The organism is Kordiimonas sp., from assembly GCF_965216265.1.
GTDB lineage: Bacteria > Pseudomonadota > Alphaproteobacteria > Sphingomonadales > Kordiimonadaceae > Kordiimonas.
In genome coordinates this window covers 127,773-154,375 of record NZ_OZ244153.1, presented here as the reverse complement: position 1 = coordinate 154,375, position 26,603 = coordinate 127,773, and the positions used below count along the sequence as shown (strand labels likewise).

The following is a 26,603-nucleotide window of genomic DNA, read 5'->3' as shown; positions in this document are numbered from 1 at the left end:
ACGCGCAAGCATTATGTTAAAAAAAGGCGAGCGCAAGACCGTGCGACTTGACTTGGACTTGACTGGCGCACAGCAAATCGCCAGTGTGTGCCAAATTTAAGTTACCTGAAGGGCAAGTACATGAAGGCAATGGACGTAGTAATGACGCCAATCCACAAGGAAGGGCATGTCTTTGTGGTGATTTTTTTCGCCGTATCGATAGGCTTGTTTTTCCTTGCTGAACCTCTTGGTTGGGTTGGGTTGATTCTGACTGCGTGGTGTCTTTATTTCTTCCGTGACCCTGAGCGGGTTGTGCCCCAGGACGCGGGTATTCTCGTGAGCCCTGCGGACGGCACTGTCTGCGCGATCACCGAAGCTGCACCGCCTGCGGAGCTTGGCATGGGCGACGAGCCCTGCACGCGTATCTCCATTTTTCTTTCTGTCTTTAATGTGCACGTGAACCGTTTGCCAGCGGCGGGCGAGATTACGGGCATGGCTTATGTGCCGGGTAAATACCTGAATGCTGCGGCAAGCGAGGCGAGCGACGAGAACGAACGTCAGTTGATCCGTATGACCACAGAAGACGGTCATGACATCGCGTTTGCACAAGTGGCAGGCCTTGTGGCGCGCCGTATTCTATGTGATCTCCATATCGGTGACAACCATGGCCGCGGTGAACGTTTTGGTCTTATCCGGTTTGGTAGCCGTACAGATATCTACCTTGACAAAAAACTCGCGCCCAAGGTCAGCGTGGGTCAAACCATGATTGGTGGCGAAACCGTGATTGCAGCGTCAGCCGAATAGCTGGCAGCGCAGGGAACAGGGAAGGCAGCTTAATGGCTAAAGAAAAAGCACTGCTCTTTCGGGCGTTCTCTATTCGTACAATTTTGCCGAACGTTGTGACGCTGTTTGCCTTTATGGCGGGGCTGACCTCTATCCGATTTGCCCTCGCGGGCAAGTGGGAGATGGCGGTTTTTGCGATCCTGTTGGCGGGTGTGTTTGACGGCCTTGACGGTACGGTTGCGCGCCTTCTCAAAAGTACGAGCCGCTTTGGCGCGGAGCTGGATTCGCTCTCGGATGTTGTCTCGTTCGGTGTTGCACCCGCTGTTGTGCTATATCTCTGGGGCCTGCAGTCTCTTGACCGGCTTGGATGGGCCGTGGCGCTTATTTACGCCACAGCCATGGCGCTTAGGCTCGCCCGGTTCAATGCCCGTATGGACGACGAGGAAGAGCCTCGCAAGCGCCTTGGTTTCCTCACCGGCGTTCCGGCCCCAATGGGTGCCAGCCTTCTTCTTATCCCGTTGATGGTCGATTTCGCCTTTGAGGCGTCTGTAATGCAGAAGTGGGGCCTGGTGGTGGCGGCCTATGCCGTCGGCGTGGCCGTTCTTATCATCTCAACCTTCCCGACGGTGTCGTTGAAGGCGCTTCGCATCCGGCGAGACTTCTTTGTGCCGTTAATGCTGGTGATTGGTGTCGTGATTGCCGGGCTGTTTGTACGCACCTGGCTGGTGATGATCCTGATCGGCACGATCTATGTGATCAGCATGCCGTGGTCATATTTCGCTTATGAGAAGCGGCGCAAGCAGAAGCGGATGGACTAGGCTATTCTAGACTGCCTGCCTGGGCCGGGGCTTCCGTGTTCAACGCAAACCTGTTTTCTTCGAGGAAGCGTGTGGCGGCCTGCTGCATTGTAATACCATACTGGAGCACAAAGCGGGCGGCATCGCCTTCTTCATTCTCAAGCAAAGCTTGTAGAAGCGCGATCTGTTTATGGTGATGGGTGATCCTGTCGCTGATCAGCACATCAATGCGGCTTGGGGCAACAGCCTCGGCAAAAAGAAGAGCCGCAAGGAACTCAGACCTGTTCTTGTCTGGCTTGGGAGAATGCGCCAGCGCCGTCTCCAGCGTGGTGCGGCCTTCAGCCGTCAAGCTGTAGACCTTGCGGTCTGGCCTGCTTTCCTGCGCCTCGGTGCGGCAATTCACCAGGCCTTCTTCGGTGAGCTTCGTCAGGGCAGGGTAGATGGAGCCATAGCTGGCTTCGGAGAAGAAGCTGAAAGCGCCTTCTGCAACCATCTTCTTGATGTCGTAGCCGGTGGTGTCGCCCAGGCTGAGAATGCCGAGGCACAGGGTGCGGATATCCATAAGTACTTCGCTGCCTTTATATCGTGCTGAGATATATCAGTTGGGGAATTTCGCTCGAAAGTAAAGATGCAGGGGATAAAAAATTGCGCATATGTTGGCATCCTAATTGCTTATACGATTGCAGATAATGTGGCGCCAAGCCTTCGGAGTGCGATATTTCTCCGTGTTTTTAGGTGGTTGGCCGACATACGAAAGGTTTGATCATGATTGCCGCACGTTTAAAAATGGGTTCGTTTCTGGCACATGGGGCAAAACTTGCCTGTGCAGCGCTTGTATTGGGGGGCTGTCAGTCCAGCAACCTCTGGCAGGGTGAAGAAGTTTTGGTTGAGGCGCGCCAGACCACGCTGGAACGCAGTGTTGGCTCGGTGAATGAAAACCACCGGGAACTGAAAGACCGCTTTAATGCGCTCGAGCGCCTTTATGTGGATTTGGTTCGCGGTTTGCGCACCCAGAGCGACCAACTCAAGGCGATAGAGCAGCAACTTGCCAATTTCCAGAAAGACCCTGAACTGGCGGCAAGCCTGACAAGGGTGAAAAACGACCTTGGCGCTATGCGCAAGGACATGAAGACACTTGAGAACAGAGTGTATTCCGTTGAGGTAATGGACCGTCAGGCGGCGGCTTTCACGCCAAAAACTGATACTGCGCCCACGGGCACATCCCAAACGGGTGCTGATCCGGAACCTGCGGCCAACGCTGGTGCCGCCGCAGCAACGCCGGTGGATAACCGCCCTGCGATGCGCAGCCAGACATTTTATGGTGCACATTTGGCGTCTTACCGGTCGCAGGATCAGGTGGCATCCGGCTGGCGCAGTCTCTTTAATGCCTTCTCAAATCAGCTCCAGGGGCTTGAGCCTCGTGTTTACACACAGAGCCAGGAGGGTATTGGTACGTTCCTTCGCCTTATTGTTGGCCCGATGGAGAACGAAGGGCAGGCAGCAGCCCTTTGTGACAGTATTCGTGCCACCGGAGGTGAACAATACTGCAGGGTATCTGAATACCAAGGCGAACCGCTGCCTGAGCCAGCACCGGCAGAATAAACCTGACCAAAGTGTCAGAAAACAGGGCCTCCGGGCCCTTTTTTTGTGTCTAATTGGCAAAAATTTAAATAAATAACAGCGGATGGGGAAAGCCCTCTTGACAGAGAGCGACAAATCTTGTCGGATGCTCCAACCTTCGACACACTCAGTCGTAGATGATCAACTTGGGGAGGTGCGATCATCTGGGCGCCAGCAATGGCAGCCACTGAGCTACGAAGGCCGGGCATACCTGGGGGTTCGCTCGGATTAGGCGCGGTGCTACGACCCATATAGGTTGTTCGCCGCGCCTTTCGCTATCTCACCCTATCTCTCACATCCTTGTGTCAGCAATATGACAAAACATCGCAGGTGATACCTGTGAGGTGGGCTTAACCTTAGAACGTGAGTTTGCGGCCAAAGGATGGCTTCACGTCAACGGCCCATGATGGCTTCCTGAGAAGAGTGCAAAGGCGTTTGAGCACAAGTGCCATGCCGTCCTGCATGGAGGCCATGCCAATCGCACCAATCATAATAAACATCATCAGAATGAAGATATGTGAAAAAGCCATGTTTGCCGCTCCTGTTCCTTTTTTGTTCTTATAGGGGTGGTTGAGGTGCCGGTCAAGAACAAAAGTAGAACATATCGTATAAAGGTGGTTCTTCGAGGTGAGTAATTATATTGCGCTGAACTTCTGATCGGTGCTAAAGAGGAGGTAAGTGAGCGGGCATAATCCCGCGAATAAAAACAAAAATGAAAAAGAGATGAGTTATGTCGCTAGACCCACGGGATCGCCCCGCAGGGGAGGCATCTGAGGGAAGTGGTCAAAACAGACCTGGCTCCAAGGAAAGTGCCTCACGCAGAAAGAGGAGACGGCCGCGCCGCCGTGCCTCAAACCACAAGAGTGAGGTCCAAGGCACCACACCTTCGCAAACAGGCGCTTCCACCACAACAGAACAAGCTGTAGCCGATGCGGCTGTCAAGGGGCCATCACCCAGGCCCGCTCAACCGGGCGCGCGCAAGCCCAATGCTGAGCGTCAAGGCGCAGGGCCCGGCAACCGGCCGCCATTGCCGCCGGTGCGCACGGTGTATAGTGCGATCGATCTTGGCACCAATAATTGCCGGCTGCTGATCGCTCGCCCCACCCGTGGTGGTTTCCGCGTGATCGATGCCTTTTCCCGCATCGTTCGTCTGGGTGAGGGGGTATCCAACGGCAATATGCTATCGGACGCTGCGATGGACCGTACCATTGAAGCGCTGAAAGTTTGCGCAGAGAAAATCGCCCGCCGCAACGTGACCTGCATGCGCCACGTGGCGACAGAAGCCTGCCGCGTGGCCGATAACTCCGCAGAGTTTATTGCGCGCGTGAAGCGCGAAACCGGCTTGAACCTCGATGTTATCTCGGCGGGTGAAGAAGCACGCCTTGCGGTCATGGGCTGCCAGTCGCTTATCGCGCCCGGCAACAGGCATGCGCTCGTATTTGATATTGGTGGCGGTAGCACAGAGCTTATCTGGGTAAGGGTGCTGCCGGGCGGCCGCACAGAGATCAGCGGCTGGATGTCTATTCCCTGGGGGGTGGTCAACCTGTCGGAGCACTATGGTATCTCGGGCACCACGGTGCCACGGGACGAATATAATAAGATGGTCAATATTGTTGTGGATCATCTGCAAGCATTTGAAGACGCTCACAGCGTCTCGGCCGTTGTCAAGAAGCGCCAGACCCAGTTTCTGGGCACGTCAGGTACTGTTACAACACTCGCGAGCCTGCACCTCAATCTGCCGCGCTATATCCGCGAGAAGGTTGATGGTGCCTGGATGAAATCCAAAGATATTCATGCACTATCGCGTAGCGTGGCTGAGATGACCCATGAGGAACGTTCTGCCCAGCCGTGTATCGGGCCTGAGCGCGCAGATCTCGTGGTAGCCGGGTGTGCCATTCTGGAGGCTATTTTGGGCATGTGGAATGTGCCGAGCCTGCGCGTCGCAGACCGGGGCATACGCGAAGGCATTTTGCGTGGTATGATGCAGTTAGAGAATATGCCGGTACGACAAGGACCGCGCCGCCGCGGGAGAAACCCCGGGGGCAGACCAAATAAGGTGAAGACGCATGGCTAAGGGCTGGAATACTCAATCAAATACAAGAAGCCGTGCTCGTGGCGCCAAGGTGCGGGTGAAAACTGCCCGTGGCCGCAAGTCGTCGTCAACCCGGTGGTTGCAGCGGCAGCTCAATGACCCTTACGTGGCGGAAGCCCAGCGCCTTGGTTATAGAAGCCGGGCCGCTTTCAAGCTTCTGGAACTGGATGAACGTTACGAGATTATCAAAGGTGCTATGCGCATTGTTGATCTTGGCTGTGCGCCAGGAGGTTGGACACAGGTGATTACCGAGCGGTGCCCGAACGGCGCGCAGGTTATAGCGATTGACCTGCAGGAAGTGGAGCCTATCCCCGGCGCGGATATCTGGGTGATGGACTTTCTGGCTGAAGGTGCAGAAGAAAAACTGATGGCTGCGCTTGATGGCCCGGCCGATGTCGTGCTTTCAGATATGGCGAACTCAGCCACCGGCCACAGGCAGACCGACCAGGTGCGCACCATGGCACTTTGTGAAGCGGCGCTTGATTTTGCGATCCGCGTTTTGGCCGAAGGCGGCACTTTCGCGGCCAAAGTGCTGCAAGGCGGCTCTGATAACGTGTTGATGGACCGGATGCGCAAACACTTCCGCACCGTCAAGCACGCCAAGCCACCAGCCAGCAGGCAGGACAGCAAGGAATGGTTTGTTGTCGCACAAGGCTTCCGCCGGCACAAAACCGACGGTGACGGTGAGCCTGAAAACGAGGCCTGATACCAACCTCTCAGATTAGTTTTGCCAGAAAGCAAGAATCCGTTTGATTTTTGTAACGGCTTAAGGGTATTGAACGGCGAATATCTTAAACAGGGTCGTCCCTGCAGACGTGAGGTTGGCAGGGGCATGCGCTCGCCAAGCGCCACACTGACAAGCAGGAAAGCTAATGGATATTCGCCTCGGTCTTACCTTTGACGACGTTCTTCTCGTACCAGCCGCAAGTGATGTGATGCCCGCACAAGTAGACGTGCGCACCAAGATCACCAAATCAATTGAACTGAATATGCCGCTTCTGTCCGCTGCGATGGATACGGTTACCGAAGCCCCGATGGCGATTGCCATGGCGCAGGCTGGCGGTATTGGTGTTTTGCACCGCAATGTGACCGAAGAAGAACAGGCCGAGATGGTCCGTCAGGTCAAGAAATTCGAATCCGGCATGGTGGTGAACCCGCTGACCATGTTCCCGGACGAGAACCTCGCCGACGCGATGGAAATGATGGCTCGCCATAAAATCTCTGGCATTCCGATTGTTGAGCGCGGCGAAGGCCCGGGGCCGAAGAAGCTTGTGGGTATTGTCACCAACCGTGACGTGCGCTTCGCAACCCAGATGAGCCAGCCGGTTTCTGAGCTGATGACCCGTGAAGTTGTGACGGTGAAAGAGGGGGTTTCCTCCGAAGAGGCCAAGCGGCTTTTCCACCATCACCGCATTGAAAAACTGATCGTGGTGGATGACAGCTACCGCTGTGTGGGCCTGATCACCGTTAAAGACATGGAAAAGGCTGTTGCCAACCCGCATGCGTGCAAGGACGCGCAGGGGCGGCTCCGCGTGGCTGCTGCCACAACGGTGGGTGACAAGGGTTATGAGCGCGCTGGCCTTCTGGCTGACGCCGAATGTGACCTTATCGTGCTCGATACCGCGCACGGCCATTCCGCCCGCGTGATTGAGCAGGTTGAGAAGATCAAAAAAACATGGGGCCACGTGCAGCTTGTCGCCGGTAACGTTGCAACTGCTGCAGCGGCGGAAGCGCTGATCGGCGCGGGCGCAGACTGTATCAAGGTTGGCATCGGGCCCGGCTCCATCTGTACCACACGCGTGGTTGCAGGTGTTGGCGTACCGCAGCTCACAGCCGTGAGTGATGTGGCAAGTGTTGCCATCAAACACGGGATCCCGGTGATTGCTGACGGTGGTTTGCGTACATCAGGGGATGTGGCGAAGGCAATCGCCGCTGGCGCAAGTGCGTGCATGGTGGGCTCACTGCTTGCGGGCACGGAAGAAGCGCCGGGTGAAGTTTTCCTCTACCAGGGCCGGTCATATAAGGCGTACCGCGGTATGGGCAGTGTTGGCGCCATGGCGCGCGGCTCTGCCGACCGCTACTTCCAGGATGACGTGAAAGACACGCTCAAGCTGGTGCCTGAAGGTGTTGAAGGGCAGGTTCCTTATAAAGGACTTGCTGCAAACGTGCTTCACCAGCTTGTTGGGGGCCTTCGTGCCAGCATGGGCTACACGGGCAACCGTACCATTGAGGAAATGCGCAAAAACGCAAGCTTTGTGCGCATCACCAACTCAGGCCTCAAGGAAAGCCATGTTCACGATGTGACCATCACGCGTGAATCGCCCAACTACCCATCAAAATAAGGGACAAACATGCAGCCATCGGCGCGCATCGCTGCGGGAATAGAACTTCTTTCCCAGATTGAAGAAGCTATAGAATGCGGCGGCGCGCCAGCAGACAGGCTCGTGGCTGACTACTTCAGGGCGCGCCGGTATGCGGGGTCAAAAGACCGCAGGGCGGTCACTGAAGCCATATATGCCATCCTGCGTATGCGGGAGCGGCTCCTGTGGGCGCTGGGTAGCCTGTCGCATCCGGTGACGGCTCGAGCGCTTTTTATTCTTTACCTGCAACAGGAAGCGCCAGACCAGCTTGGCCTTTTTGGCGAAGAGGGCAATACCCATGCCCCTGATGCGCTGGACGAACATGAGGCCGCGCTCATAAAGGCCGCAGCGACGCTTGATTGGGATAAGGCACCGGTAAATATACAGGTCAATGTGCCCAAGTGGACACATGCCGGGTTTGAAAAGCGTTTCGGGAGTGAACTGATTGAAGCTGTAAACGCGCTTAATGAGACAGCACCGCTTGACGTGCGCATCAACCGGTTGAAACGCCCGGATGATACATTAAATAATATTCTTAGTAATTCCTCAGAACTATTTGAAAAACATGTGTTTTCAAGTGATGGATATCGGTCAAGTTCTCGTGTTAACCTGGCCAACGAAAAGGCTTATCAATCAGGGCTGGTTGAGGTGCAGGACGAGGCGGCGCAGGTGGCGGCAAGCCTTGTGGCGGCAGCACCCGGCATGCAGGTGGTTGACCTGTGCGCTGGCGCAGGCGGTAAAAGCCTCGCCGTGGCCCCTGATATGAAAAACAAGGGCCAGATACATGCGTTTGACATTTCCGGTGGGCGGCTCAAAGAGTTGCGGGTTCGTCTGCAACGTGCAGGGTGTCGCAATATTCAGGTAACCCGACTGGCAGCAGAGGGTGATGGCCGCGCTTTAGCGCTCGCGCCGCTTGCGGGCAAGGCAGACCGGGTGATGCTGGATGTACCTTGTTCTGGCAGTGGCACATGGCGCAGAAGCCCGGATCAGCGCTGGCGTTTTGACGCTGAGGGCCTCAAAAATCTCAACGAAGTACAGGCGGGTTTGCTGCGCGAAGGAGCAGGGCTTATAAAGCCAGGCGGTCGCCTGATCTATATGACATGCTCTGTTCTGCCAGCCGAGAACGAAGAAATTGTTGAAAATTTCCTCGCGAACTCTGGTGATCGCTGGACGGCGGTTGACTACCGGTCTGTGTGGGCTGAAGCGCTGAAAAGTGAATGCCCTCAATCACTTGCGCTGAATTCCGCCTTCCTTCAGCTTGCCCCGCATAGCCACGGCACAGACGGCTTTTTTGTCGCCATTCTTGAGCGCCGCGCATAAACGCAGCTTCCTTTACCAATTGTTTGTTTTCTTGCCCTAAAGTTTGCTCAAGGGGCTGGTCGTGCTTGATGCACGCCTTATCTAAAAAAGAAGACAGGCGGCTTTTTGCGCGTTATCGTCCAACAAATTGATAGAAGTGAGGTAAAATATGCGTATCCGGAATTTGCTTGTTGCAACAGCACTGGCGGGTGTTCTTGCAAGCCCATCATTTGCTCAAACCGCTGAAAAATATCAGGAATTATCTGAGCAACTGGTGGCTGAAGCGTCTGGTGCAATGACGTCAGAGCAAGCAAAAGAGGCCCAGGCACTCTATGAGCGTGCCCTTGTTGCGAACCCCGCGAACATCGACGCGCTGATCGGCCTTGGTAAAGCGCATGAAGCTCAGGGCCGGGTTGGCAGCGGGCTGAAGTATTACCGCAAAGCGCTTGAGCTTGAACCGAACGACAAAAATGCCCTTGAGTATCAGGCGCTTGCCTTCCTGAAGCGGAACCTGAGGGCGCGCGCGGAAAGCAACCGTGACAAGCTTGCCAGCCTGTGCACAGAGGGCTGCGAGGAACTGGATACAGTCGCTTCTGCGATTGAAGAGTTCAGTGCAAGAAAAGCGGACGCCGGCGCCCATACGGAAGGCTAAGCCCGCATTAGTTTCAAAAGAAGGCGCTTTTTGGCGCCTTTTTCATGTCTGAAGGCCACCGTCGTTCAGGTTTTTCTTATAAGGGTGTGGCGAAAGTGTGCGCCTTTTTGTGGCGCCAGTGTGGCATATAGGTGTGGCGTAAATCACGCCACACATCAGCTTTGCCTCATAAACCGACCTGATCGATTATTTTGGCATTAATGTATCGTGGTTATCGATCACGTGGGACCAGACATAATCTGCCATCGGTGCGATGATCAGGTCTTCGGTGTCGATTACCGGCGCATCCCCGTTTTCGCCCCTGGCCATACGGCAAATACCGCTCCATGACGTGATGCCGCCAAACTCCTGAAAGCTGACAGCAAAGGTAAGCGCAACCGCATAATGCCGGTCGCCTTCAACCTTGCCGTTTGCGTTTACAAAGCCCGTGAGCGGGAAAGCGCGTTCTGGCATGGAAGCAGGGAAATAGCGGCCCGTTATCTGGCCGGTTAAGTCATCAACATTATCGAAGCTAACGGTAGCCTTCAGGTTTGTGGTCCATTCACCCCGCAGGTCGTCACAGTCCCGCGCGAAGGCGGGCAGGGTAACGGCCGCACTGACAAGCCCTGCTGCGATTATTTTAAATGTCACCAAACTTTCCCCGCCATTCGAATGATCCTTCTCAGGATACGCTCGCGCCGACAGTCGGCACGCTGAAGCTATAGTCAGGCACCCCGAAACCGATATCAAGGTGTTTGGCACCCATGAATTCCTTATGGTTTATTCGGGTGCCCATATCACCGGAAGGCAGGCCGAAACCGGTGGTTTCCGCGTCACAAAGCGACGCACAAAGAACCCTGTTTCCATCCCGGTCCAGAAGCGGCAGGAAAAGATATTCCGCGCTGATGCGCTTGCCGCGTTCAGACACCAGCAGGTCTTTGGCCCAACCGGCAGAAGGGTGCGCAAGCAGTGCTTCATGGAAGGAGACCATGGCTTTTGCCGCGGCAGGTTCTGAAACATCCGCCACGTTCAGGCCGGTCAGGTTTTGGTCAAACATCGCATCCATGGCGGTGCCGCTCATGCGCACATGCATCTTACCTGGGCCGTCGAGCTTGAGGATTGTAAGCATGGGAGTAAGGGCGCGCAGATCCATGAGGCTCAAATCCTGCCGACGAGGGATATTACCGCCGTTTTTGACGCGCGCATTCTGCCATACCTGATAGAAAGTGGTCAGGTTTTTGGGGAGGACCGGCCAGCTTTTGGGCATTTCAACCATAAACTATATTCATCACCGTATATTAAGGATATCTGCAAGTAAGGGTAGCACCATAGGGCCAAATTGCACCCTAAAACGTCCCACCCAAAATAGGCTAATAGTCCTCCGGGAAACTTCTGGAGCGCAAGTAGCCTTCAAAGTCCGGAAATTTCGGCAGACCAAACCCGACATCAAGGTGGCAGGCGTATTGAAGCTCACTATGGGTCATGCGGGTCCTGTGATCCACCGGGGGCTCGGCAAACCCCTCGGCCGTGGCATCCCAAAGGGACGCGCACATGGTATGACCGCCATCATCATTCCTGAGCGGCAGCATCAAATAGCGCGCATCAAGCCGTTTGCCGTTCTCCATGGTCATCACATCATGGGCATAACCGCCGCACGGGTGGGTCATCAGCGCTTCATGGAAGGCAACAATGGGTTTGCTGGCCTCTGGCACGGTTATATCCTTAAGGTTAACCTTGGTGAGCGGTTTGCCAAACACCGCATCAACGTTGGAGCCGCTTACCTTCACCTTGAGCCTGCCAGGCGCGGGTATATCGAGGATCACGAGCCACGCCGCCAGGCTTTTGATGTGCCGTAGGCTGAGCTGACGGCGATAGGGCACATCAGGCCCATCCCGCAGGGATTGCCAGATTCTATAAAAATGCATCAACTGGCTTGAGATGGGCGGCCAGTCTGGGGGGAGGGTGTTCATAAATGCCCCGGTTCTATGCGGTCTATACGCGCTACGATAGCAGCGCACGCGCTATATCCCCACAAAAAACGACCCGGAACATCGTCCGGGCCGTTCGATTATGTTTTGCTGCCTATGCTTAGCGGAAATAGCCGGGCCACTCCGCCGCGATATAAGCGAAGCTTACCCACGCCGCCACATTCTGGCGAAGCGCCACCGGGTCAACCTTGTCCAGCGTATCGTCTGCCGTGTGATGCAGGTCAAAATAGTCAGTGCCGTCCTGCATCAGGTCCATCACCGGCATACCTGCGCGGGCCAGTTGCCCCACATCGGGCCCGCCGCCCGCTTTGCGGTCTGAGCGCACAACACCAAGGGGGCCCATAACAGCGGCCATTTTATCCACCACATGCAGCGAAGCCGGGTTTACGTTTGACGCCAGCGCCCACACAGGCCCCGCGCCAAAATCAGATTCCGCGCCAATGATATGCAGGTCCATATCCTTGTCCTTGTGGGCTTCTGCATATTGGCGGGCACCAATCAGGCCCAGCTCTTCTGCCGCAAAGGCCACCACACGGATGCTGCGGTAGGGGCGCTGGTCGGAGAAGTCCTGAATAAGGTTGGCGGCGGCCATGGTGATGGCAACGCCTGCGCCGTCATCAATCGCGCCGGTGCCAAGGTCCCAGCTATCAAGGTGAGAACCAAGGATAATGGCCTCGTCCGGCTTCGTGCGGCCGGTGATCTCACCGATCACGTTGAACATCTCAACAGGCTCTTCCATCGTGGTCTGGATATCCACGTGCACCGTTACCGCTTCCCCGTACCCCAACATGCGCACAAGCTGGTCGGCATCCGGGTTGGAAAGTGCGGCAGCGGCAATTTTTGGCTGAGCCTCGTCATAGGTTACGCCGCCGGTGTGCGGTAGGCGGTGCGTATCTGTGCCGATGGAGCGAATGATGATCGCAAGCGCGCCCTTGCTGGCTGCCATACTCGCGCCTGCGCTGCGTGCTTTCACCGCAGGGCCATAGCCCGCGCCGGTCCTGAAGCGTTCCATACGGTTGGAGATGAAAACAATCTTGCCTTCAACGGCCTCCGGCTCAGCGGCCTCAAGGTCTGCATAGGTGGCAAAATGCGCGATCTCGGCTTCAACACCACCTTCAGGTGTCGCGACTGATTTACCAAGGGCGGTGATCACCAAGGGCTGCGCGAACGGCGCGATCACGGATGCGCTTTCGCTGACGCGCGTCCACTTCGGTACCATGACCGGTTCTTTCCACACCCTGTCGAAACCCAGTTCCTTGAACTTGGCCACGGCCCATGCTTGCGCCTCCACTTCCTTGGGGCTTGCGGCCAGCCGCGCGCCCACTTCAGTGGTGAGGGAGGCAAGGATTTCATAGGCTTCATCGCTTTCAAGCGCCTTGTCGCGGATAGCTTTGGCGGTTTCTACCGTCTCGTCGGAGAGTGGCGTGATCTCAGCCGCAAAAGCGTGTGCGCCTATAGCTGAAGCCATCAGCGCCGCAACGGCGGCACCGGCTAATCTCGATTTCACTGGCATGTCTGTCCTCAATCGTTCCCGTTTAAATCAATTGTCTTTTTGAACCCCGGCGCGGAGAGTGGCGCGGAATGAGGGCATGGTCAAGATGGCGCCCTGATCACGAGGCTGTTATCACCCGGCGTACATCCACCGTCATGCCCGTGCAGACGGGCATCCAGAATGGTTGATAACAAGCGAGCTGCGAACGGTTGCTGGACTCCCGCCTGCGCGGGAGTGACGGGGTGAGGGATGGGGAAACACAATTTCTACCGTTCGGCCAGCGATAGGGTTAAAGTACACGGCAACTAGTAGACGATAGGGAGGATCATCATGGCGGATGCTTTGGGTAAGGTTGGGTGGCTGGATATCACGGTGGATGATGCATCGGGGCTGAAGGGTTTCTATAAAGATGTGGTGGGCTGGGGCGTTGAGGCCGCCAGCATGGGCGACTATGACGACTATGTGATGATGGACAGCGCAGGCGAAGCCGTGGGCGGCATTTGCCACGCACGCGGGGCTAACAAGGGCGTACCGCCGGGCTGGATGCCGTATTTCACTATAGCTTCAATGGATGATGCGCTGAAAACAGCGGAAGCGGCGGGCGGCACCATAGTGGACGGCCCACGCGGCGCTGGCGGCGGCACCATGGCCATCGTGAGAGACCCGGCAGGCTGCCATTTCGCGCTCTATCAAAGCTGAGGCATCATGGCTTTCTAGGGATTGTCGATAGGGGAAACAAGGAAAGCGAGCCCCCTCAAAGTACCGGCAATATATGCGTGTTAATGGAACTAACGCTTGCGGGTAAATGCGCCATTGCGATTTAAAATTTTTATACATGTAAGCGCAGAGGCGTTCGCAATTTTTAGCCCCCGGTCCAGCACTTGGCCTAGCTGTTCATCATAATGTTCTTTTGCCTCAGATTCTTTATACTTGGCACCTAATTGATCTGAGGCAGCGATTATCGCAGCGTATATTTGTTCCCAATTCTGTTGAGTTCTCTGAATCTGTTTATAGCAGTCGATAAACTCCACCGCGTCGTTGCCTAGGAGCCCTAGATGAGGTAGCGCCAGATCATACGAGTCACAAGTTAACTTGCGGAGCGTTGGTAGATGGTTTTCTCTTGGGATACTTCTAATTTCTTCTATTAATTTACGTGTAATTGCGAGCTCAACCACCAGAGCCCCAAAGATATTATAGGCTCCTTTTTTGGGTGTGATGAATATGGAATAGAAGCTTATGAATACCATTGCGAGTGTGGCTAACGTTGCGGCAATTTCCCAATCTTCTTTGCTAAAAGAAATAGCTCTCTCGGCTACAAATATGCCCCAGCCGGTTCCTATGAAGAACCCTACCCCTCCTATAACCAGCCACTCTGTCGATAATTTCATTTCGATTTATCTTTCTATCTCAGCCTTCCATGCCTCAAGGGCTTCAAGGGCGCGGCGGCTCATGGCCGGTTTGCGTTCTTTCTTATACACTTTGCCTTCAAGCGGCGGAAACAGGCCGAAATTCACATTCATGGGCTGGAAGGTTTTGGCATCCGCACCGCCAGTGATGTGGCTGATAAGCGCACCAAAAGCCGTGGTTTCAGGCGGGGTGGTGGGTGTACCGCCCTTGCGCTCTGTCGCGGCCATGCGGCCCGCCATCAGGCCCATGGCGGCTGATTCCACATAACCTTCAACGCCAGTCACTTGCCCCGCGAACCGGAGGCGGGGGTCTGCTTTCATGCGCATCATACCGTCCAGCACCTTGGGGCTGTTGAGGAAGGTATTGCGGTGCAAGCCGCCAAGGCGGAAGAAGGTGGCATTCTCAAGCCCCGGGATCTTCTTGAAAATACGCTGTTGCTCGCCATACTTCAGCTTGGTTTGGAAGCCGACCATATTGTAGAGCGTGCCGAGCTTGTTATCCTGCCGAAGCTGCACCACGGCATAGGGTTTTTCGTCCCAATGCGGGCAGGTTAGGCCCACCGGTTTCATCGGGCCAAAGCGCAGCGTTTCCGGCCCACGTTCCGCCATCACTTCAATGGGCATGCAGCCTTCAAAATAGGGGGTGTCTTTCTCCCACTGTTTGAAATCTGTCTTCTCGCCGGTGTTGAGGTCATGAATGAACTCTTCATACTGGGCTTTGGTCATCGGCAGGTTGATATAATCTGCGCCGTCACCCTTGTCATACCGGCTTTGATACCATGCGATATCGAAGTTGATGCTTTCCTTGTCGATAATCGGGGCAATGGCATCAAAAAACGCGAGGCTGTCTTCACCGCACAGCTCCAGCACCGCACTTGAGAGCGCTGGGCTTGTGAGCGGGCCGGTGGCGATGATCACATTGTCCCAATCCTTAGGGGGCAGGCCTTCAATTTCGCCGCGCTCAATGGTGATGAGGGGGTGATTGTTTAAAATGCCAGTAACTTCTTCCGAGAAACCGTCACGGTCTACCGCCAGAGCCGAGCCCGCTGGCACCTTGTGTTTCTCAGCCGCTGTCATGATAAGGGAGTTCAGCTTGCGCATTTCCTCGTGCAACAGGCCAACCGCGTTATTGACAGCATCGTCTGAACGGAAAGAGTTGGAGCATACAAGCTCGGCCAGGCCATCTGTGTGGTGCGCGTCGGTTTTACGCACAGGGCGCATTTCATGCAGGATAACGGGCACGCCCATCTCTGCCGCCTGCCATGCGGCCTCTGAGCCCGCGAGGCCGCCGCCGATGATATGGATTTCCTTAAACTCGTTTGCCATGCCGCTACACCTTACATTAGCTTGTCTCATTGCGGGCTTATTTACTGGACTTGGCGCCAAGATGTAAGGGAAAAGATGCGGGATGTGTAAGCAGATGAAGGGTGAGGGCAAAGGTGGCGCTTAAGGCACGGCAGATATTGACGCTGTTGAGCGAATGGCCGCACCGCGGTGTGGGCTCGGACGAGGAGATGGAAGCGCGCGAGATGCTGATGGCGCACCTCACCGGCGAGATTGGCGTTGAGGTGGCGGAAGAGGGTTTTTTCACCCCGCGTTCCTACCTGCCGTTCTTTTGGGCTATTGCCCTCAGCCAGTGTTTTTTCATCGCCTTCAGTGGTTATGGCTCGTTGGTTATGGCCGCTGGTGGCCTAATGGTCCTTATCAGCCATATGCGCTTTTTTGACTGGCGGGTGACACGGCCCATTTGGCTGCTGGCGCGCACCACAACGGCTAATTTGGTGGCGAAAAAGGGTGCGGGACGACGGCTGATCATCTTGATGGCGCATATCGACAGCGCGCCAGCCTCTTTTGCCTATCGGCCTGAGCAGGTGCCGCATTTCAAAACATCGGTATACCTGAGCACCGGCATCATATCGCTCGGGTTTCTGGTGCCGCTGGCGTCCCTTTCGGGCCTTGACGTGCCGTGGTTCATCAAAGCACCCATTATCCTGCTCACCATCGCACAAGTGGTGATGGCAAGCCTGGATTTCTGGCGTTTTGGCTATACGCCGGGGGCGAACGATAACCTGACGGGTGTTGCGGCGGCCACGGAAGTTGCCTCCCGCCTGTGGGCCAAAATGCCGGAGGGCGCTGAGGTGAGGCTTGTGATCACCACGGCGGAAGAAGCGGGCATGCTGGGCGCGCAGCACTATTGGGAACAGCACCATGAGGAGCTGAAAGCACGCGATACCCATGTGCTGAATTTCGATACGGTCGGCTTTGGCCAGCTCTCGTTTGTGCTGGAGAGTGGCGGCTTTACGCCGGTGTATTATGATGGAGCCCTGCCGCACGCGGCCCACGCGCTAACCAAATTAAACAAGCGCTTTGCTGGTGTGAAGGAAGCCAAACACCATGTGGGTGATTTTGACAGCGTGTGGTTCTGCCGGGACGGTATCTCATCGCTCACCATCGCGGCCTATGATGAAAACGGCATGATGCCGTATATCCACACCATGGAAGACAGGGCGGAACATCTTGACCTGGATGTGATGGATGAAGCGGTCGCTTTTGGCGAAGCGATTATCCGCACACTGCCAAAACGATAAACTATAAGGAGACGACAATATGCGTGCAGAGGATATCTTGAATTTCTGGTTTAATGAGATCAGTGAGAAAAGCTGGTGGGAAAAGTCCAAAAGCTTTGATGATGTGATCCGCAGGCGGTTCCTTGGGGTATATGAAGCCGCGGTGCGGGGTGAACTTGCGCATTGGCGGGACACGATCCGTGGCCGGTTGGCGGAGATCATTGTGCTCGACCAGTTTCCGCGCAATATGTTCCGTGATGACGCGCGCGCGTTCCAAGCCGACGCCCTCGCGCTTATGCTAAGCCAGGAAGCGGTGCGCGCAGGCGGTTATGAGAATTGGCCCGCCTCGTGGCGCGCCTTCCTGTTCATGCCCTATATGCATAGCGAGAGTGCCAAAGTGCAGGAAGACTGCATCAAGCTGTTTGAGGGGCCGGGGCTTGAGAATAACCTGGATTTTGCGCACCGGCATAAGGCGATCATTGACCGGTTTGGCCGTTACCCGCACCGGAATGACATTCTGGGCCGTAAAAGTACGCCGGAAGAAGTCGAGTTCCTGAAAAAGCCCGGTAGCAGTTTTTAAAAAACTTAATTAAGGCAAAGGTGCTGGCTTCATGCCCGCTTCAACATAGATGCGGGCACGGTAGCTGGCCCATATCTCGTTATAGGCGCCATTATCGCGGATTTTATCAAGCGCCGTATCAAACGCGTCGCACATTTCCTGATCATGGAAGCGGGCGACATAGTGGCTTGCGGGCATGACCTTGTGGGTATCAAGCGCCATATATTCCCCCGTCTGGTCAAGGTGGCGCTTTTGCGCTAGACGCAAAATCCAGTTATCACCCACAGCCACGTCAAACCGTCCTTTATAGAGCAGGGAGATATGCGTGCCCTGATCACCGCTTTCCGTATAGCGGCGGGAGAGTTGTACTGCATCCGAGAACGTTTTTCCCAGGTAACGCGTGGCACCAGAGAAGGAAATCACCGCAAAGTTCGAAAGATCGTTGAGTGTGTCGACTTTCAGCTGCCGAGAGCCGACCGTGAGTGCAACATTCTGGTGCTCGATATACCATTTGGTGGCGCAGCCGACGTTTGAAGCTTTCACATTCTGGGTCAGGATGCCGTCAAGCTGGTTATCTTCAAACGAGGAGATCATGCGAATGCGCGGCAGTTGAACAAATTCAATGCCAAAGTTACTTTCCTTGAAGACAGCCTTCACGAGATCAATCTCGATCCCTGACTCCGCATTTTCATAAACATAAGGCGGAAGGAAATGCCGTGTGGCGACACGGATGATTTTCTCAGGAATCGGTCGCGACTGGGGTTGCGCATGGGCTGTGCCGCCCAAAGAAAACGCTATGGTCGCAGAAAATATAGCTTTGATTGTATCAGGGATTATAGATTTTCTACTAAACAGCGGCGTCAAGGTTTTGTCTTTCCCTGTGTAACTACGGCCGCCTTTGCGGGCCTTAAACTTAAAACACCCCGCATCATGACAGGGTTAAGTAAATAAAGTCCTACCCGCAATCTAGGCAGATAAGCTAATTTCCACAAGCGTTGAAACGCAGACAGGGGAAAAATCCGACAACGCTGTCAGTCAGCATTATCGGATTTTGGACCTGGTTTACCCGTTAGTATCAAGAAGATGAGCGGTTCAATATTTTTCCGCTCGGATAGGTGATCCGATACTCATGTTGGATCTCCCATACTTCACCGGGCTTTAGTTCCTTCTGCCACACAATGACGCCAGCTTTACCGTCTTTGTCGGTAATGCTCGCAGGTGTCGCGCCTTGCAAAAGCTCAACCTTCACATCTTCGTGGGCAGAAACAGGCATGCGGTCTGTCACTTCAACGATTGCTGCCTTCTTACGTTGATTAGTGATGCGGTAGATCACTTTTTTTTCCACCACATTTTTTTTGGAAATGAAGCCAGTGTCACCGTCGTGGGACGGTACGGTTATGGTTTCCACCTTGATGCCACTGTCAGCCCCAAAGGGAAGTGACGTTTCTTCGCCAGGCACCAACTGTGGCCAACTCCCTTTACCGGCATAGAAGCCGTCCCGGCTCAGCCGCGCAGTGACGTTATCGAGCCTTGGCAGACCTTCAAGTGTCACGTCGGCATAAACATAAGCGTGTCTGGCATCAAACCGGGGGGTCACACGGGTTATGATATCGGCATTCAGGCTGACTTCATCCATCTTGAACTGCTGCGGTGTGCCGGAGGTTGGTACATCCGCCAGGGTGTTGATGGTGAACTCCATATCATAGGTCGTGGCGCTTTGGCTGGCGCCGTATCGCGCACTCTCCATCTTCATGTCGTTGAGCTGACGGGCAGCGGCGGGGGCAGGGGCCGCCATCTCCATCTGGTCTGCGGCGTAATATTCCTCCCGCTCGCGGGGGCGCAGGAACTCAGGCACCATCTCAGGCGCTGCAATAGTCCATGACGGACGAGCGGTTGAAAGGCTCAGGGTTACATCGTCCCACGCTTCACCGCTTGACTGCATCACATCTGCCTTAAGCGTGATGCCGGCCTGTTTGGCCTCACTATCAAGGTCTGCTTCCGTGGTGATACCCCACCGGGCGTTGCCAACAAGGTAGCTGACATCAAAAGTATAATCGCCGCTTTTGGGCACATTCACCGTGATCACCGCGTCATAGCTCTGGTCATTACCGCTACCAAGCGCATTGAACTCACGCTCAAGCGCCTGCACCAGCTCGGCCTGGTCTATGCGAGTGATATTAAGTGCTTCCTTGTCGCTCATCAGCTTCGCACCGGTGTCGCCGATAAACTCGAGAGCGGCCTGCCATGATTTTGGGTCGCCGGACGCATTGTTGTTACCGCCAATGCCGTTCAGGTAGGCGAGGCGCATGTCGATGGCCTTGATTTTATTGTCGGTGGCGTTGAGTTCCGCGCGCGCCGCTTTCAGGCGTTCCACAAGTGCGGCTTGCGCGCCGGTATAGTTCCGCGGCATGAAGCTCAGCTTGTTGCGCACGCCACCAACCTCGATACCATCAGCAAAAGCGTGGATGCCGTAATTCTCGTCAAGGCGTGATGTCAGGCCCATCAGGGTGATCGTGTGTTCACCCGGCGGCAAGGTAAGCTCACCCCCACGGCGCACAACAGCACCACCGGTTTGGTAGACCGTGACTGCCTCGATCGGGGCGGTGAGCGTGAAGTCATCCGCCTCAGCAGCTGGCACAGCAAAAATTGCAAGAAATGGAAGCACAGAGAGTTGCGGTTTCATAATCACCCCATTGGTTGGTGTTTTGTCCCGAGAAATCTGAATTTCGGGATCGTCCTGTTCTCACCTGAATGCCTGAAGGCACCTGAATGACAGATGAAGCATATAATCATGTTAACTTCATGGCGGCCATGGGGGCAGTGATAGGTGGGAAGATGGGCCAATCAGGTGAGGGCCTTGCGCACACTTGGCAGGATACGGCGGCTTACCGGCACGGTTTCACCGGTGGTGAGAATGAGCTGAGCGCCAGAAGCTTCACGCTCAAGCGCCCTGATAAAAGCCGTGTTCACGAGATAAGACCGGTGCACACGCAGAAAGGTGCCCGGTAGCTCAGTTTCCATGTCGTTCAGGCTTTGGCTGTGCAGCACGGGGGCACGGCCTTTCACCGTAAGCTCGACATAATCCCCGGCTCCTTTGCAAAAGGCGATATCGCTTGTGGGGATAAATTCCACCTTGCCAGCGCTGGTGATCTTGATGTTGGTGGGGCTTTCCCGTTCCCGGCTTTCGTCCAGAATAACCTGCAATTTGTCTGCGCGGGCTTTCTCGCGCTCCCGCAAGCGCCGCTCCCGCTGGTGATCCCGGATCTCGCCGATGAAGAGAAAGAGCAGAAGCCCGGCAACACAATAGTAGAAATAGGTATCAAGAAACTGGGTTGGCGTGAAAAAGATAAGGCCTGAGAACAGAAACAGTGCGGCCGCGTAACCACCCGCAAGTTTGGCACCGCGTGTGCTCGCATAAACCGCGATCATCATGGCATACAAGCTGGGCAATAAAAGTGCGAGGGAGCTTTTGCGGTCGAATCCGTCCGCAAACAGAAGCAGCGCGGCATAAATCACAAGCGAAATGCCTGCGATAAGCCAGCGGTGTTTGCCAAGAAAACGGGTTAACACGTGAAGAAATAGTGAAACGCCGGTGGCGACGGCAAAAGCAAGAATGAGGACAAGCCTGATATCGTGAAACGGGTACAGATAGGGGGTGAAGCCCCGGGACACCTCGGCCAGAAGCTGTGCCGCAGAAAAAAGCGCCGTAAGTGGTATGAGGAGGCGCGGGCCATAGTCCCTGCGCCGAATAGCCAGAACGCCGAAATAAAGCGCGCCCAGCACCAGGACACCCAGCGGCAGTAGGGATGGCATGTATTCCCGCAAGATGGTGTCTGAGGGGGCGGCATAGGCCGCGATAGCGATGAAATGGATAGGTGACACCAGGCCTATATACCCATGATGGCCAGACATCTGGATGATAACGGTGTTTTCGCCCGCATGAAGCAGGCCGTGAGGCACAGGGAACACTGCGTCCATGCGTCCGGGCACCTCCGCTTCAGCATTGTGCGCAGGTTCACCATTATTGCCTATAAGCTGGCCATTGACCCAGGCACGGCTCGCTGCCTTGGCGGATATAAAGAGGCCGAGCGGACGCGGGCTATGCGCCATCGTCTCAGGTATATCCACTGTCATACGTAGCCATATCGCCCGCTTGTGGGGGCTGACAAGACGGCCATTCATGGTGGTGCAGCCATCCCCGCTGAAGCTTGGCGGTATGTTGGTGGAAGAGGCTAGTTCGCAAACGATCATGGCACCAATATTGACATGCGCAACTTCCTGCGCGGCCGCAGGGCGCAGGCTGCCGATGAGCAAGGCAAGCCACGTTATCAATATCAGCTGATGTTTTTTCATGCCCCAGCTTTCCCCTTTTCAGCCGTGTAAATCAATACCGCTGACAGATCAGTCACGACCGTTCACCGATAAGCGCATGAAAACATGAATGAAATTTTCCATGTTGGGTTCAGTTACTGTTTAATGTGGAGAATGACATGAAAAAAATGATCACGGCAGCGCTGGGCCTTACTATGCTTGGCAACACGGCAATTGCGGCACCGGGCGAGGAAGCTTTTGTGTTTGAAGAGAGGGGTGGGGCGACGGTTGACGCCTACCGCGGCAGTATTCAGGTGCAGGAGAACCGCAACAACCCGGATAGTCGCATGATCCCGGTAAGTTATGTACGGTTCCCGGCTACGGGGGAGCATGATGGTCCACCGATCATCTATCTGGCCGGTGGGCCTGGTGGCTCTGGCGTGGCGACGGCTAAATATCGCCGCTTCAAGATGTTCATGGCCATGCGGGCTTATGGCGACGTGATCGCGCTTGACCAGCGCGGCACCGGGGCTTCGAACATATTGCCGGAATGTACGTCCAGCCAGATTGTACCACCCACCAAAAAGATATCTGACGCTGAGTATATCGCCATAGAACGCGCGGCATTTGACGAGTGCTTTGCTTTCTGGAAAGCCGAAGGTGTTGACGTTGAAGGCTATAACACGGTGGAGAACGCCTGGGATATTGATGCACTTCGGCAGCATCTTGGCGCAGACAAGGTGGTGCTTTGGGGCACATCCTACGGCAGCCATCTGGCGTTTGCAGCACTCAAACAAATGGGTGACCAGATTGAAAAGGTTGTGCTTTCAAGTGCCGAAGGGCTGGACCAGACCATCAAACTGCCCGCGCTTACCGACAGGTATTTCGACCGTTTGCAGGCTGTAGTGGACCAGCAACCGGGCCTCAGTGCCGTATATGGTGATATCAAGGGGCTGATGCGGCGGGTTCATGCCAAGCTGGAGGCTGAGCCTGTATTGTTGCATGTGACGCTAGAGGATGGTGCCACGACGGATTATCTGTTCCACCGGCGGGACATGCAGCGCCTTGCATCTGTTTTTGTTTCTGATCCTTGGGGGGTAAAGCGCCTGCTGGCAATGTATCTGGCCATGGACAACGGTGTCGTCGCCCCATTTGAGGCGGTGCTTGGCCAGTGGTTTATCCCCGGTGAGCCGATCAAACTGGATGCCATGTCAAACCTGATGGATGTAGCGTCTGGCATGAGTGATATGCGTCGGAATCTGGTGAAAACACAGGCGAAAGACGCGCTTCTGGCGGATTGGCTTAACTTTACTTACCACTATGATGGTATTGCACCTGAGCTGGACCTTGGGGATGACTTCCGTGCGGGCCCGGTTAGCGATGTGCCTGTTTTATTGTTCAGCGGTACGCTTGATGGCCGCACCTATCTCGAAGGGCAGGAGGAAGCCACAGAAGGCCTCTCAAACCTGACCCGTGTGATCGTTGAAAACGCTGGGCATAACCTCTTTATGTCATCAGATGAGGTGCAGGAAGCGATCAACCACTTTATGGAAGGCAAGCCGCAGCCTAAAAGCGTAATCACGCTTGAGTTGCCTGACCTTTCGCCGCCCCCAACAATAGGAGAGGGGCAATAGAGAAACTTCTGTCATGCCCCGCGTAGGCGGGCATCCAGCCGCTGCCACCAATGCTGGACTCCCGCTTTCGCGGGAGTGACAGCATTGGGCTTATTCCGCCGCCTGACGTTTCAGCACAGGAGCAAGATAATGCCCTGTGTAGCTTCGTGGTTCCTTGGCAACATCCTCGGGCGTGCCGGTGGCGACAATCTCGCCGCCGCCATCGCCACCTTCGGGGCCGAGGTCCAAAATCCAGTCTGCGGTTTTGATAACCTCCAGGTTATGTTCGATCACCACTACCGTATTTCCTTGATCCACCAGTGCTTGCAGCACTTCCATCAGCTTGCGTACATCCTCGAAGTGCAGGCCCGTGGTGGGTTCATCAAGGATATAGAGCGTCTTGCCGGTTGAGCGCTTTGACAGCTCTTTGGCCAGTTTCACCCGCTGGGCTTCACCGCCTGAAAGGGTAGTGGCCTGCTGGCCCACGCGGATATAACTCAGGCCAACCTTATCCAGCATTTCAAGCTTGTTGCGGATAGCAGGCACAGCCTTGAAAAAGTCAACGCCTTCCTCAACTGTCATATCAAGAACATCAGATATCGATTTGTCTTTAAAGCGAATTTCTAGAGTTTCACGATTGTATCGCTTGCCTTTGCACTGGTCACACTGCACATAAACATCCGGCAGGAAGTGCATCTCGATCTTGATCATGCCGTCGCCTTTACAGGCTTCGCAGCGCCCCCCCTTCACGTTGAAAGAGAAACGACCGGGCTTGTACCCGCGCGCCAATGCCTCTGGCAGACCCGCAAACCAATCCCTGATCGGTCCGAACGCACCGGTATAGGTGGCAGGGTTTGAGCGCGGCGTACGCCCAATGGGGCTTTGGTCGATATCAACAATCTTGTCGAGATGCTCCAACCCTTCAATCGCCTCATGGGCGCCGGGGTTTACACGCCCACCGTTCAGGTGTTTTGCGACCGCCTTATAAAGCGTTTCAATCGTGAAGGTGGATTTACCCGAGCCAGACACGCCCGTGATGCACGTCAATGTACCAAGTGGGATTGAGCCGGTCACATCCTTCAGGTTGTTGGCACTTGCACCTTTAACGGTAAGGAATTTCTTCTTGTGGCCTTTGCGGCGGGTTGCGGGCAGGGGAACGGTGCGTTTGCCGGTAAGATACTGGCCGGTGAGGCTCTCGTTTGAGGCCATGATGTCCTGCGGCGTACCTTCCGCCACGATAGCGCCGCCGTGTTCGCCAGCACCTGGGCCCATATCAATCACATAATCCGCGCTCAGGATGGCGTCCTCGTCATGCTCAACCACCAGAACGGTGTTGCCGATATCGCGAAGGTTCTTGAGCGTTTCAAGCAGGCGGTCGTTATCGCGCTGGTGCAAACCGATGGACGGTTCGTCCAGCACGTAAAGTACGCCGGTAAGGCCAGAGCCGATTTGGGACGCCAGGCGAATACGCTGGCTTTCACCACCAGAAAGTGTTCCAGATGAACGGCTTAAGGTTAGATAATTAAGTCCTACATTAACAAGAAATCCCAGGCGTTCCTGAATCTCTCGCAATACTTTGTCGGCGATCTGCTGCTGTTTTTCGCTCAGGTGTGACGGCAGTTCGGTAAACCAGTCATAGGCACCTTTCACCGAAAGGCTGGTCACTTCACTAACATGCTGGCCAGCGATTTTGACCGCGAGGGCTTCCGGCTTTAACCGCGCGCCCTCACATGCCGTGCAGGTGGTTGATGCCTGATATTTGGAAAGTTCATCCCGCATCCAGTTGCTGTCGGTCTCGCGCCAGCGACGCTCAATGTTTTTCAGCACGCCTTCAAAGGGTTTATTGACCTCAAATTTTCGCTTGCCGTCCGCATAGGTGATGGTCACGGGTTTATTGCCGGTGCCGTACAGGAAAGCCTGCTGCGCTGCCTCTGATACCTTTTCCCACGGTGTGTCGATCGAGACTTTAAAATGCCTGGCCACAGCCTCCAGCGCCTGAAAATAGAAGGGAGACGGGTTGTTTGCTTTATTGGCCCACGGCGCAAGCGCACCTTCGCGGATGGTCTTCTTGGTGTCCGGCACCGCGAGGTCCGGGTCAAAATAAAGCTTTTTGCCAAGCCCGTCACAGGTTGGGCACGCTCCAAACGGGTTGTTGAAGGAAAACAGCCGGGGTTCGATCTCTTCAATCGTGAAGCCGGAAACCGGACAGGCGAACTTGGCGGACATCAAATGTCGTTCACCACCTTCGTCACCAGCGGCTGCGATCTCCACAGCCACAAGGCCGTCTGCAAGTTCTAGTGCGGTTTCAACGCTGTCGGCAAGGCGTTGCTCCAAGCCTTCCTTGAGCACAAGGCGGTCCACCACCACGTCGATATCGTGTTTGTATTTTTTGTCGAGCGTGGGGGCTTCTTCAATGAGGTAAAATTCACCGTCCACCTTCACGCGCTGGAAACCGCGCTTTTGCAGCTCAGCCAGCTCCTTGCGGTATTCCCCTTTACGGCCGCGCACGATGGGCGCCATAAGGTAGAGACGGGTGCCGTCACCCATCGCCATGATGCGGTCTACCATCTGGCTCACGGTCTGGCTTTCAATGGGCAGGCCGGTGGCGGGCGAGTAGGGCACACCCACGCGCGCCCACAATAGCCGCATATAGTCGTAAATCTCGGTCACTGTGCCCACGGTGGAACGCGGGTTTTTGCTGGTTGTTTTCTGCTCGATGGAGATCGCAGGCGAAAGGCCTTCAATATGATCCACATCAGGCTTTTGCATCAGCTCCAGAAACTGGCGGGCATAAGCGCTCAGGCTCTCAACGTAGCGGCGCTGCCCCTCCGCATAGATGGTATCGAACGCGAGCGACGACTTGCCCGAGCCTGAAAGTCCGGTAATCACCACAAGCTTGTCGCGCGGGATATCAACATTAACAGACTTCAGGTTATGTTCCCTGGCGCCGCGGACGGATATTTCTGTGAGCATGGCTGTCTCTCAAAACTGGGTTAGGTTGCTGTCGAATTATGCGGTTTTATACGCCATCAAGTGACCCGTGGGTCATTCTCTGTCAAGCCGCTTGACAATAATGTGTGAATAAGAACAAATAAAGAACAAATTC

24 protein-coding genes are annotated in these 26,603 nt (G+C 55.3%); 12 read left to right on the top strand and 12 right to left on the bottom strand.

Annotation, left to right across the window (positions count from 1 at the left end; genetic code table 11):
* Window positions 1-120 precede the first annotated feature (120 nt).
* Together ACOOGA_RS00740 and pssA are read left to right on the top strand one after the other, a co-directional pair.
* Window positions 121-783 carry a phosphatidylserine decarboxylase gene (locus ACOOGA_RS00740; protein ID WP_420429301.1) on the top strand — a complete coding sequence of 221 codons (663 nt, stop codon included), beginning with the start codon at window positions 121-123 and terminating at the stop codon, window positions 781-783.
* Between the two features lie 32 nt (window positions 784-815).
* Window positions 816-1,580, top strand: a complete 765-nt coding sequence (gene pssA, locus ACOOGA_RS00735; protein ID WP_417460879.1) for a CDP-diacylglycerol--serine O-phosphatidyltransferase — start codon at window positions 816-818, stop codon at window positions 1,578-1,580.
* Between the two features lies 1 nt (window position 1,581).
* Here pssA and ACOOGA_RS00730 read toward each other — a convergent pair whose 3' ends face one another.
* Window positions 1,582-2,121, bottom strand: a complete 540-nt coding sequence (locus ACOOGA_RS00730) for a PadR family transcriptional regulator (protein WP_417460878.1) — start codon at window positions 2,119-2,121, stop codon at window positions 1,582-1,584.
* A gap of 224 nt (window positions 2,122-2,345) precedes the next feature.
* Between ACOOGA_RS00730 and ACOOGA_RS00725 the strand changes: the two genes are divergently transcribed.
* The gene (locus ACOOGA_RS00725; protein ID WP_420429299.1) at window positions 2,346-3,161 is read left to right on the top strand and encodes an SPOR domain-containing protein; all 816 of its coding nucleotides are present in this window, start codon (window positions 2,346-2,348) and stop codon (window positions 3,159-3,161) included.
* 374 nt (window positions 3,162-3,535) lie between these two features.
* Here ACOOGA_RS00725 and ACOOGA_RS00720 read toward each other — a convergent pair whose 3' ends face one another.
* Entirely contained in the window at window positions 3,536-3,709 is a 174-nt protein-coding gene (locus tag ACOOGA_RS00720) for a hypothetical protein (RefSeq protein WP_417460876.1), read from the bottom strand.
* A gap of 200 nt (window positions 3,710-3,909) precedes the next feature.
* Between ACOOGA_RS00720 and ACOOGA_RS00715 the strand changes: the two genes are divergently transcribed.
* From ACOOGA_RS00715 to ACOOGA_RS00695, 5 genes are all read left to right on the top strand, one after another.
* The gene (locus tag ACOOGA_RS00715) at window positions 3,910-5,253 is read left to right on the top strand and encodes a Ppx/GppA phosphatase family protein (RefSeq protein ID WP_417460875.1); all 1,344 of its coding nucleotides are present in this window, start codon (window positions 3,910-3,912) and stop codon (window positions 5,251-5,253) included.
* Window positions 5,246-5,977, top strand: coding sequence for an RlmE family RNA methyltransferase (locus tag ACOOGA_RS00710; RefSeq protein ID WP_417460874.1), 732 nt, complete (start codon window positions 5,246-5,248; stop codon window positions 5,975-5,977). The genes ACOOGA_RS00715 and ACOOGA_RS00710 overlap by 8 nt, the downstream gene beginning before the upstream one ends.
* A 166-nt stretch (window positions 5,978-6,143) precedes the next feature.
* A complete protein-coding gene (gene guaB, locus ACOOGA_RS00705) occupies window positions 6,144-7,613 on the top strand; it encodes an IMP dehydrogenase (protein WP_417460873.1) in 1,470 nt (489 codons plus the stop codon).
* Between the two features lie 9 nt (window positions 7,614-7,622).
* Window positions 7,623-8,951, top strand: coding sequence for an RsmB/NOP family class I SAM-dependent RNA methyltransferase (locus ACOOGA_RS00700; RefSeq protein ID WP_417460872.1), 1,329 nt, complete (start codon window positions 7,623-7,625; stop codon window positions 8,949-8,951).
* A 148-nt stretch (window positions 8,952-9,099) separates the two neighbouring features.
* Window positions 9,100-9,582 carry a tetratricopeptide repeat protein gene (locus ACOOGA_RS00695; RefSeq protein WP_417460871.1) on the top strand — a complete coding sequence of 161 codons (483 nt, stop codon included), beginning with the start codon at window positions 9,100-9,102 and terminating at the stop codon, window positions 9,580-9,582.
* A 186-nt stretch (window positions 9,583-9,768) separates the two neighbouring features.
* On the opposite strand, the gene ACOOGA_RS00690 is transcribed toward ACOOGA_RS00695, so the two are convergent.
* The 4 genes from ACOOGA_RS00690 to ACOOGA_RS00675 form a co-directional block, all read right to left on the bottom strand.
* Window positions 9,769-10,212, bottom strand: a complete 444-nt coding sequence (locus ACOOGA_RS00690) for an avidin/streptavidin family protein (RefSeq protein ID WP_417460870.1) — start codon at window positions 10,210-10,212, stop codon at window positions 9,769-9,771.
* Window positions 10,213-10,243: 31 nt separating this feature from the next.
* Window positions 10,244-10,837 (bottom strand): PAS domain-containing protein, encoded by a 594-nt coding sequence (locus ACOOGA_RS00685; protein WP_417460869.1) that lies wholly within the window; start codon window positions 10,835-10,837, stop codon window positions 10,244-10,246.
* A 94-nt stretch (window positions 10,838-10,931) separates the two neighbouring features.
* Window positions 10,932-11,531 (bottom strand): PAS domain-containing protein, encoded by a 600-nt coding sequence (locus ACOOGA_RS00680; RefSeq protein ID WP_417460868.1) that lies wholly within the window; start codon window positions 11,529-11,531, stop codon window positions 10,932-10,934.
* A 118-nt stretch (window positions 11,532-11,649) separates the two neighbouring features.
* On the bottom strand, window positions 11,650-13,062 hold the full coding sequence (locus ACOOGA_RS00675; protein WP_417460867.1) for a M20/M25/M40 family metallo-hydrolase: 1,413 nt from the start codon (window positions 13,060-13,062) through the stop codon (window positions 11,650-11,652).
* A 309-nt stretch (window positions 13,063-13,371) separates the two neighbouring features.
* Here ACOOGA_RS00675 and ACOOGA_RS00670 point away from each other — a divergent pair, with 309 nt between their 5' ends.
* A complete protein-coding gene (locus tag ACOOGA_RS00670; RefSeq protein WP_417460866.1) occupies window positions 13,372-13,740 on the top strand; it encodes a VOC family protein in 369 nt (122 codons plus the stop codon).
* 89 nt (window positions 13,741-13,829) lie between these two features.
* Here the strand turns inward: ACOOGA_RS00670 and ACOOGA_RS00665 are convergent, their stop codons facing one another.
* Entirely contained in the window at window positions 13,830-14,429 is a 600-nt protein-coding gene (locus tag ACOOGA_RS00665; RefSeq protein ID WP_417460865.1) for a hypothetical protein, read from the bottom strand.
* A gap of 6 nt (window positions 14,430-14,435) precedes the next feature.
* Window positions 14,436-15,773: a methylenetetrahydrofolate--tRNA-(uracil(54)-C(5))-methyltransferase (FADH(2)-oxidizing) TrmFO gene (gene trmFO, locus ACOOGA_RS00660; protein WP_417460864.1), complete on the bottom strand. Its 1,338-nt coding sequence runs from the start codon at window positions 15,771-15,773 to the stop codon at window positions 14,436-14,438.
* 113 nt (window positions 15,774-15,886) lie between these two features.
* Between trmFO and ACOOGA_RS00655 the strand changes: the two genes are divergently transcribed.
* The gene (locus ACOOGA_RS00655; RefSeq protein WP_417460863.1) at window positions 15,887-17,035 is read left to right on the top strand and encodes a M28 family metallopeptidase; all 1,149 of its coding nucleotides are present in this window, start codon (window positions 15,887-15,889) and stop codon (window positions 17,033-17,035) included.
* Window positions 17,036-17,054: 19 nt separating this feature from the next.
* Window positions 17,055-17,594 (top strand): DUF924 family protein, encoded by a 540-nt coding sequence (locus ACOOGA_RS00650; protein ID WP_420429297.1) that lies wholly within the window; start codon window positions 17,055-17,057, stop codon window positions 17,592-17,594.
* A gap of 9 nt (window positions 17,595-17,603) precedes the next feature.
* Here the strand turns inward: ACOOGA_RS00650 and ACOOGA_RS00645 are convergent, their stop codons facing one another.
* From ACOOGA_RS00645 to ACOOGA_RS00635, 3 genes are all read right to left on the bottom strand, one after another.
* The gene (locus ACOOGA_RS00645; protein ID WP_417460861.1) at window positions 17,604-18,437 is read right to left on the bottom strand and encodes a substrate-binding periplasmic protein; all 834 of its coding nucleotides are present in this window, start codon (window positions 18,435-18,437) and stop codon (window positions 17,604-17,606) included.
* A 211-nt stretch (window positions 18,438-18,648) separates the two neighbouring features.
* On the bottom strand, window positions 18,649-20,256 hold the full coding sequence (locus ACOOGA_RS00640; RefSeq protein ID WP_420429295.1) for a DUF4139 domain-containing protein: 1,608 nt from the start codon (window positions 20,254-20,256) through the stop codon (window positions 18,649-18,651).
* A gap of 161 nt (window positions 20,257-20,417) precedes the next feature.
* Window positions 20,418-21,926 (bottom strand): LytTR family transcriptional regulator DNA-binding domain-containing protein, encoded by a 1,509-nt coding sequence (locus tag ACOOGA_RS00635; RefSeq protein ID WP_420429293.1) that lies wholly within the window; start codon window positions 21,924-21,926, stop codon window positions 20,418-20,420.
* A 137-nt stretch (window positions 21,927-22,063) separates the two neighbouring features.
* Here ACOOGA_RS00635 and ACOOGA_RS00630 point away from each other — a divergent pair, with 137 nt between their 5' ends.
* On the top strand, window positions 22,064-23,518 hold the full coding sequence (locus ACOOGA_RS00630; RefSeq protein WP_417460858.1) for an alpha/beta hydrolase: 1,455 nt from the start codon (window positions 22,064-22,066) through the stop codon (window positions 23,516-23,518).
* A gap of 90 nt (window positions 23,519-23,608) precedes the next feature.
* Here the strand turns inward: ACOOGA_RS00630 and uvrA are convergent, their stop codons facing one another.
* The gene (gene uvrA / locus ACOOGA_RS00625; protein ID WP_417460857.1) at window positions 23,609-26,470 is read right to left on the bottom strand and encodes an excinuclease ABC subunit UvrA; all 2,862 of its coding nucleotides are present in this window, start codon (window positions 26,468-26,470) and stop codon (window positions 23,609-23,611) included.
* Window positions 26,471-26,603 lie beyond the last annotated feature (133 nt).

What these genes read in the sequence shown, in the direction of transcription:
- ACOOGA_RS00740 (WP_420429301.1), top strand. Translation starts at nt 121, where the DNA reads ATGAAGGCAATGGACGTAGTAATGACGCCAATCCACAAGGAAGGGCAT.
- pssA (WP_417460879.1), top strand. Translation starts at nt 816, where the DNA reads ATGGCTAAAGAAAAAGCACTGCTCTTTCGGGCGTTCTCTATTCGTACA.
- ACOOGA_RS00730 (WP_417460878.1), bottom strand. Translation starts at nt 2,121, where the DNA reads ATGGATATCCGCACCCTGTGCCTCGGCATTCTCAGCCTGGGCGACACC.
- ACOOGA_RS00725 (WP_420429299.1), top strand. Translation starts at nt 2,346, where the DNA reads ATGGGTTCGTTTCTGGCACATGGGGCAAAACTTGCCTGTGCAGCGCTT.
- ACOOGA_RS00720 (WP_417460876.1), bottom strand. Translation starts at nt 3,709, where the DNA reads ATGGCTTTTTCACATATCTTCATTCTGATGATGTTTATTATGATTGGT.
- ACOOGA_RS00715 (WP_417460875.1), top strand. Translation starts at nt 3,910, where the DNA reads ATGTCGCTAGACCCACGGGATCGCCCCGCAGGGGAGGCATCTGAGGGA.
- ACOOGA_RS00710 (WP_417460874.1), top strand. Translation starts at nt 5,246, where the DNA reads ATGGCTAAGGGCTGGAATACTCAATCAAATACAAGAAGCCGTGCTCGT.
- guaB (WP_417460873.1), top strand. Translation starts at nt 6,144, where the DNA reads ATGGATATTCGCCTCGGTCTTACCTTTGACGACGTTCTTCTCGTACCA.
- ACOOGA_RS00700 (WP_417460872.1), top strand. Translation starts at nt 7,623, where the DNA reads ATGCAGCCATCGGCGCGCATCGCTGCGGGAATAGAACTTCTTTCCCAG.
- ACOOGA_RS00695 (WP_417460871.1), top strand. Translation starts at nt 9,100, where the DNA reads ATGCGTATCCGGAATTTGCTTGTTGCAACAGCACTGGCGGGTGTTCTT.
- ACOOGA_RS00685 (WP_417460869.1), bottom strand. Translation starts at nt 10,837, where the DNA reads ATGGTTGAAATGCCCAAAAGCTGGCCGGTCCTCCCCAAAAACCTGACC.
- ACOOGA_RS00680 (WP_417460868.1), bottom strand. Translation starts at nt 11,531, where the DNA reads ATGAACACCCTCCCCCCAGACTGGCCGCCCATCTCAAGCCAGTTGATG.
- ACOOGA_RS00675 (WP_417460867.1), bottom strand. Translation starts at nt 13,062, where the DNA reads ATGCCAGTGAAATCGAGATTAGCCGGTGCCGCCGTTGCGGCGCTGATG.
- ACOOGA_RS00670 (WP_417460866.1), top strand. Translation starts at nt 13,372, where the DNA reads ATGGCGGATGCTTTGGGTAAGGTTGGGTGGCTGGATATCACGGTGGAT.
- ACOOGA_RS00665 (WP_417460865.1), bottom strand. Translation starts at nt 14,429, where the DNA reads ATGAAATTATCGACAGAGTGGCTGGTTATAGGAGGGGTAGGGTTCTTC.
- trmFO (WP_417460864.1), bottom strand. Translation starts at nt 15,773, where the DNA reads ATGGCAAACGAGTTTAAGGAAATCCATATCATCGGCGGCGGCCTCGCG.
- ACOOGA_RS00650 (WP_420429297.1), top strand. Translation starts at nt 17,055, where the DNA reads ATGCGTGCAGAGGATATCTTGAATTTCTGGTTTAATGAGATCAGTGAG.
- ACOOGA_RS00640 (WP_420429295.1), bottom strand. Translation starts at nt 20,256, where the DNA reads ATGAAACCGCAACTCTCTGTGCTTCCATTTCTTGCAATTTTTGCTGTG.
- ACOOGA_RS00635 (WP_420429293.1), bottom strand. Translation starts at nt 21,926, where the DNA reads ATGAAAAAACATCAGCTGATATTGATAACGTGGCTTGCCTTGCTCATC.
- ACOOGA_RS00630 (WP_417460858.1), top strand. Translation starts at nt 22,064, where the DNA reads ATGAAAAAAATGATCACGGCAGCGCTGGGCCTTACTATGCTTGGCAAC.
- uvrA (WP_417460857.1), bottom strand. Translation starts at nt 26,470, where the DNA reads ATGCTCACAGAAATATCCGTCCGCGGCGCCAGGGAACATAACCTGAAG.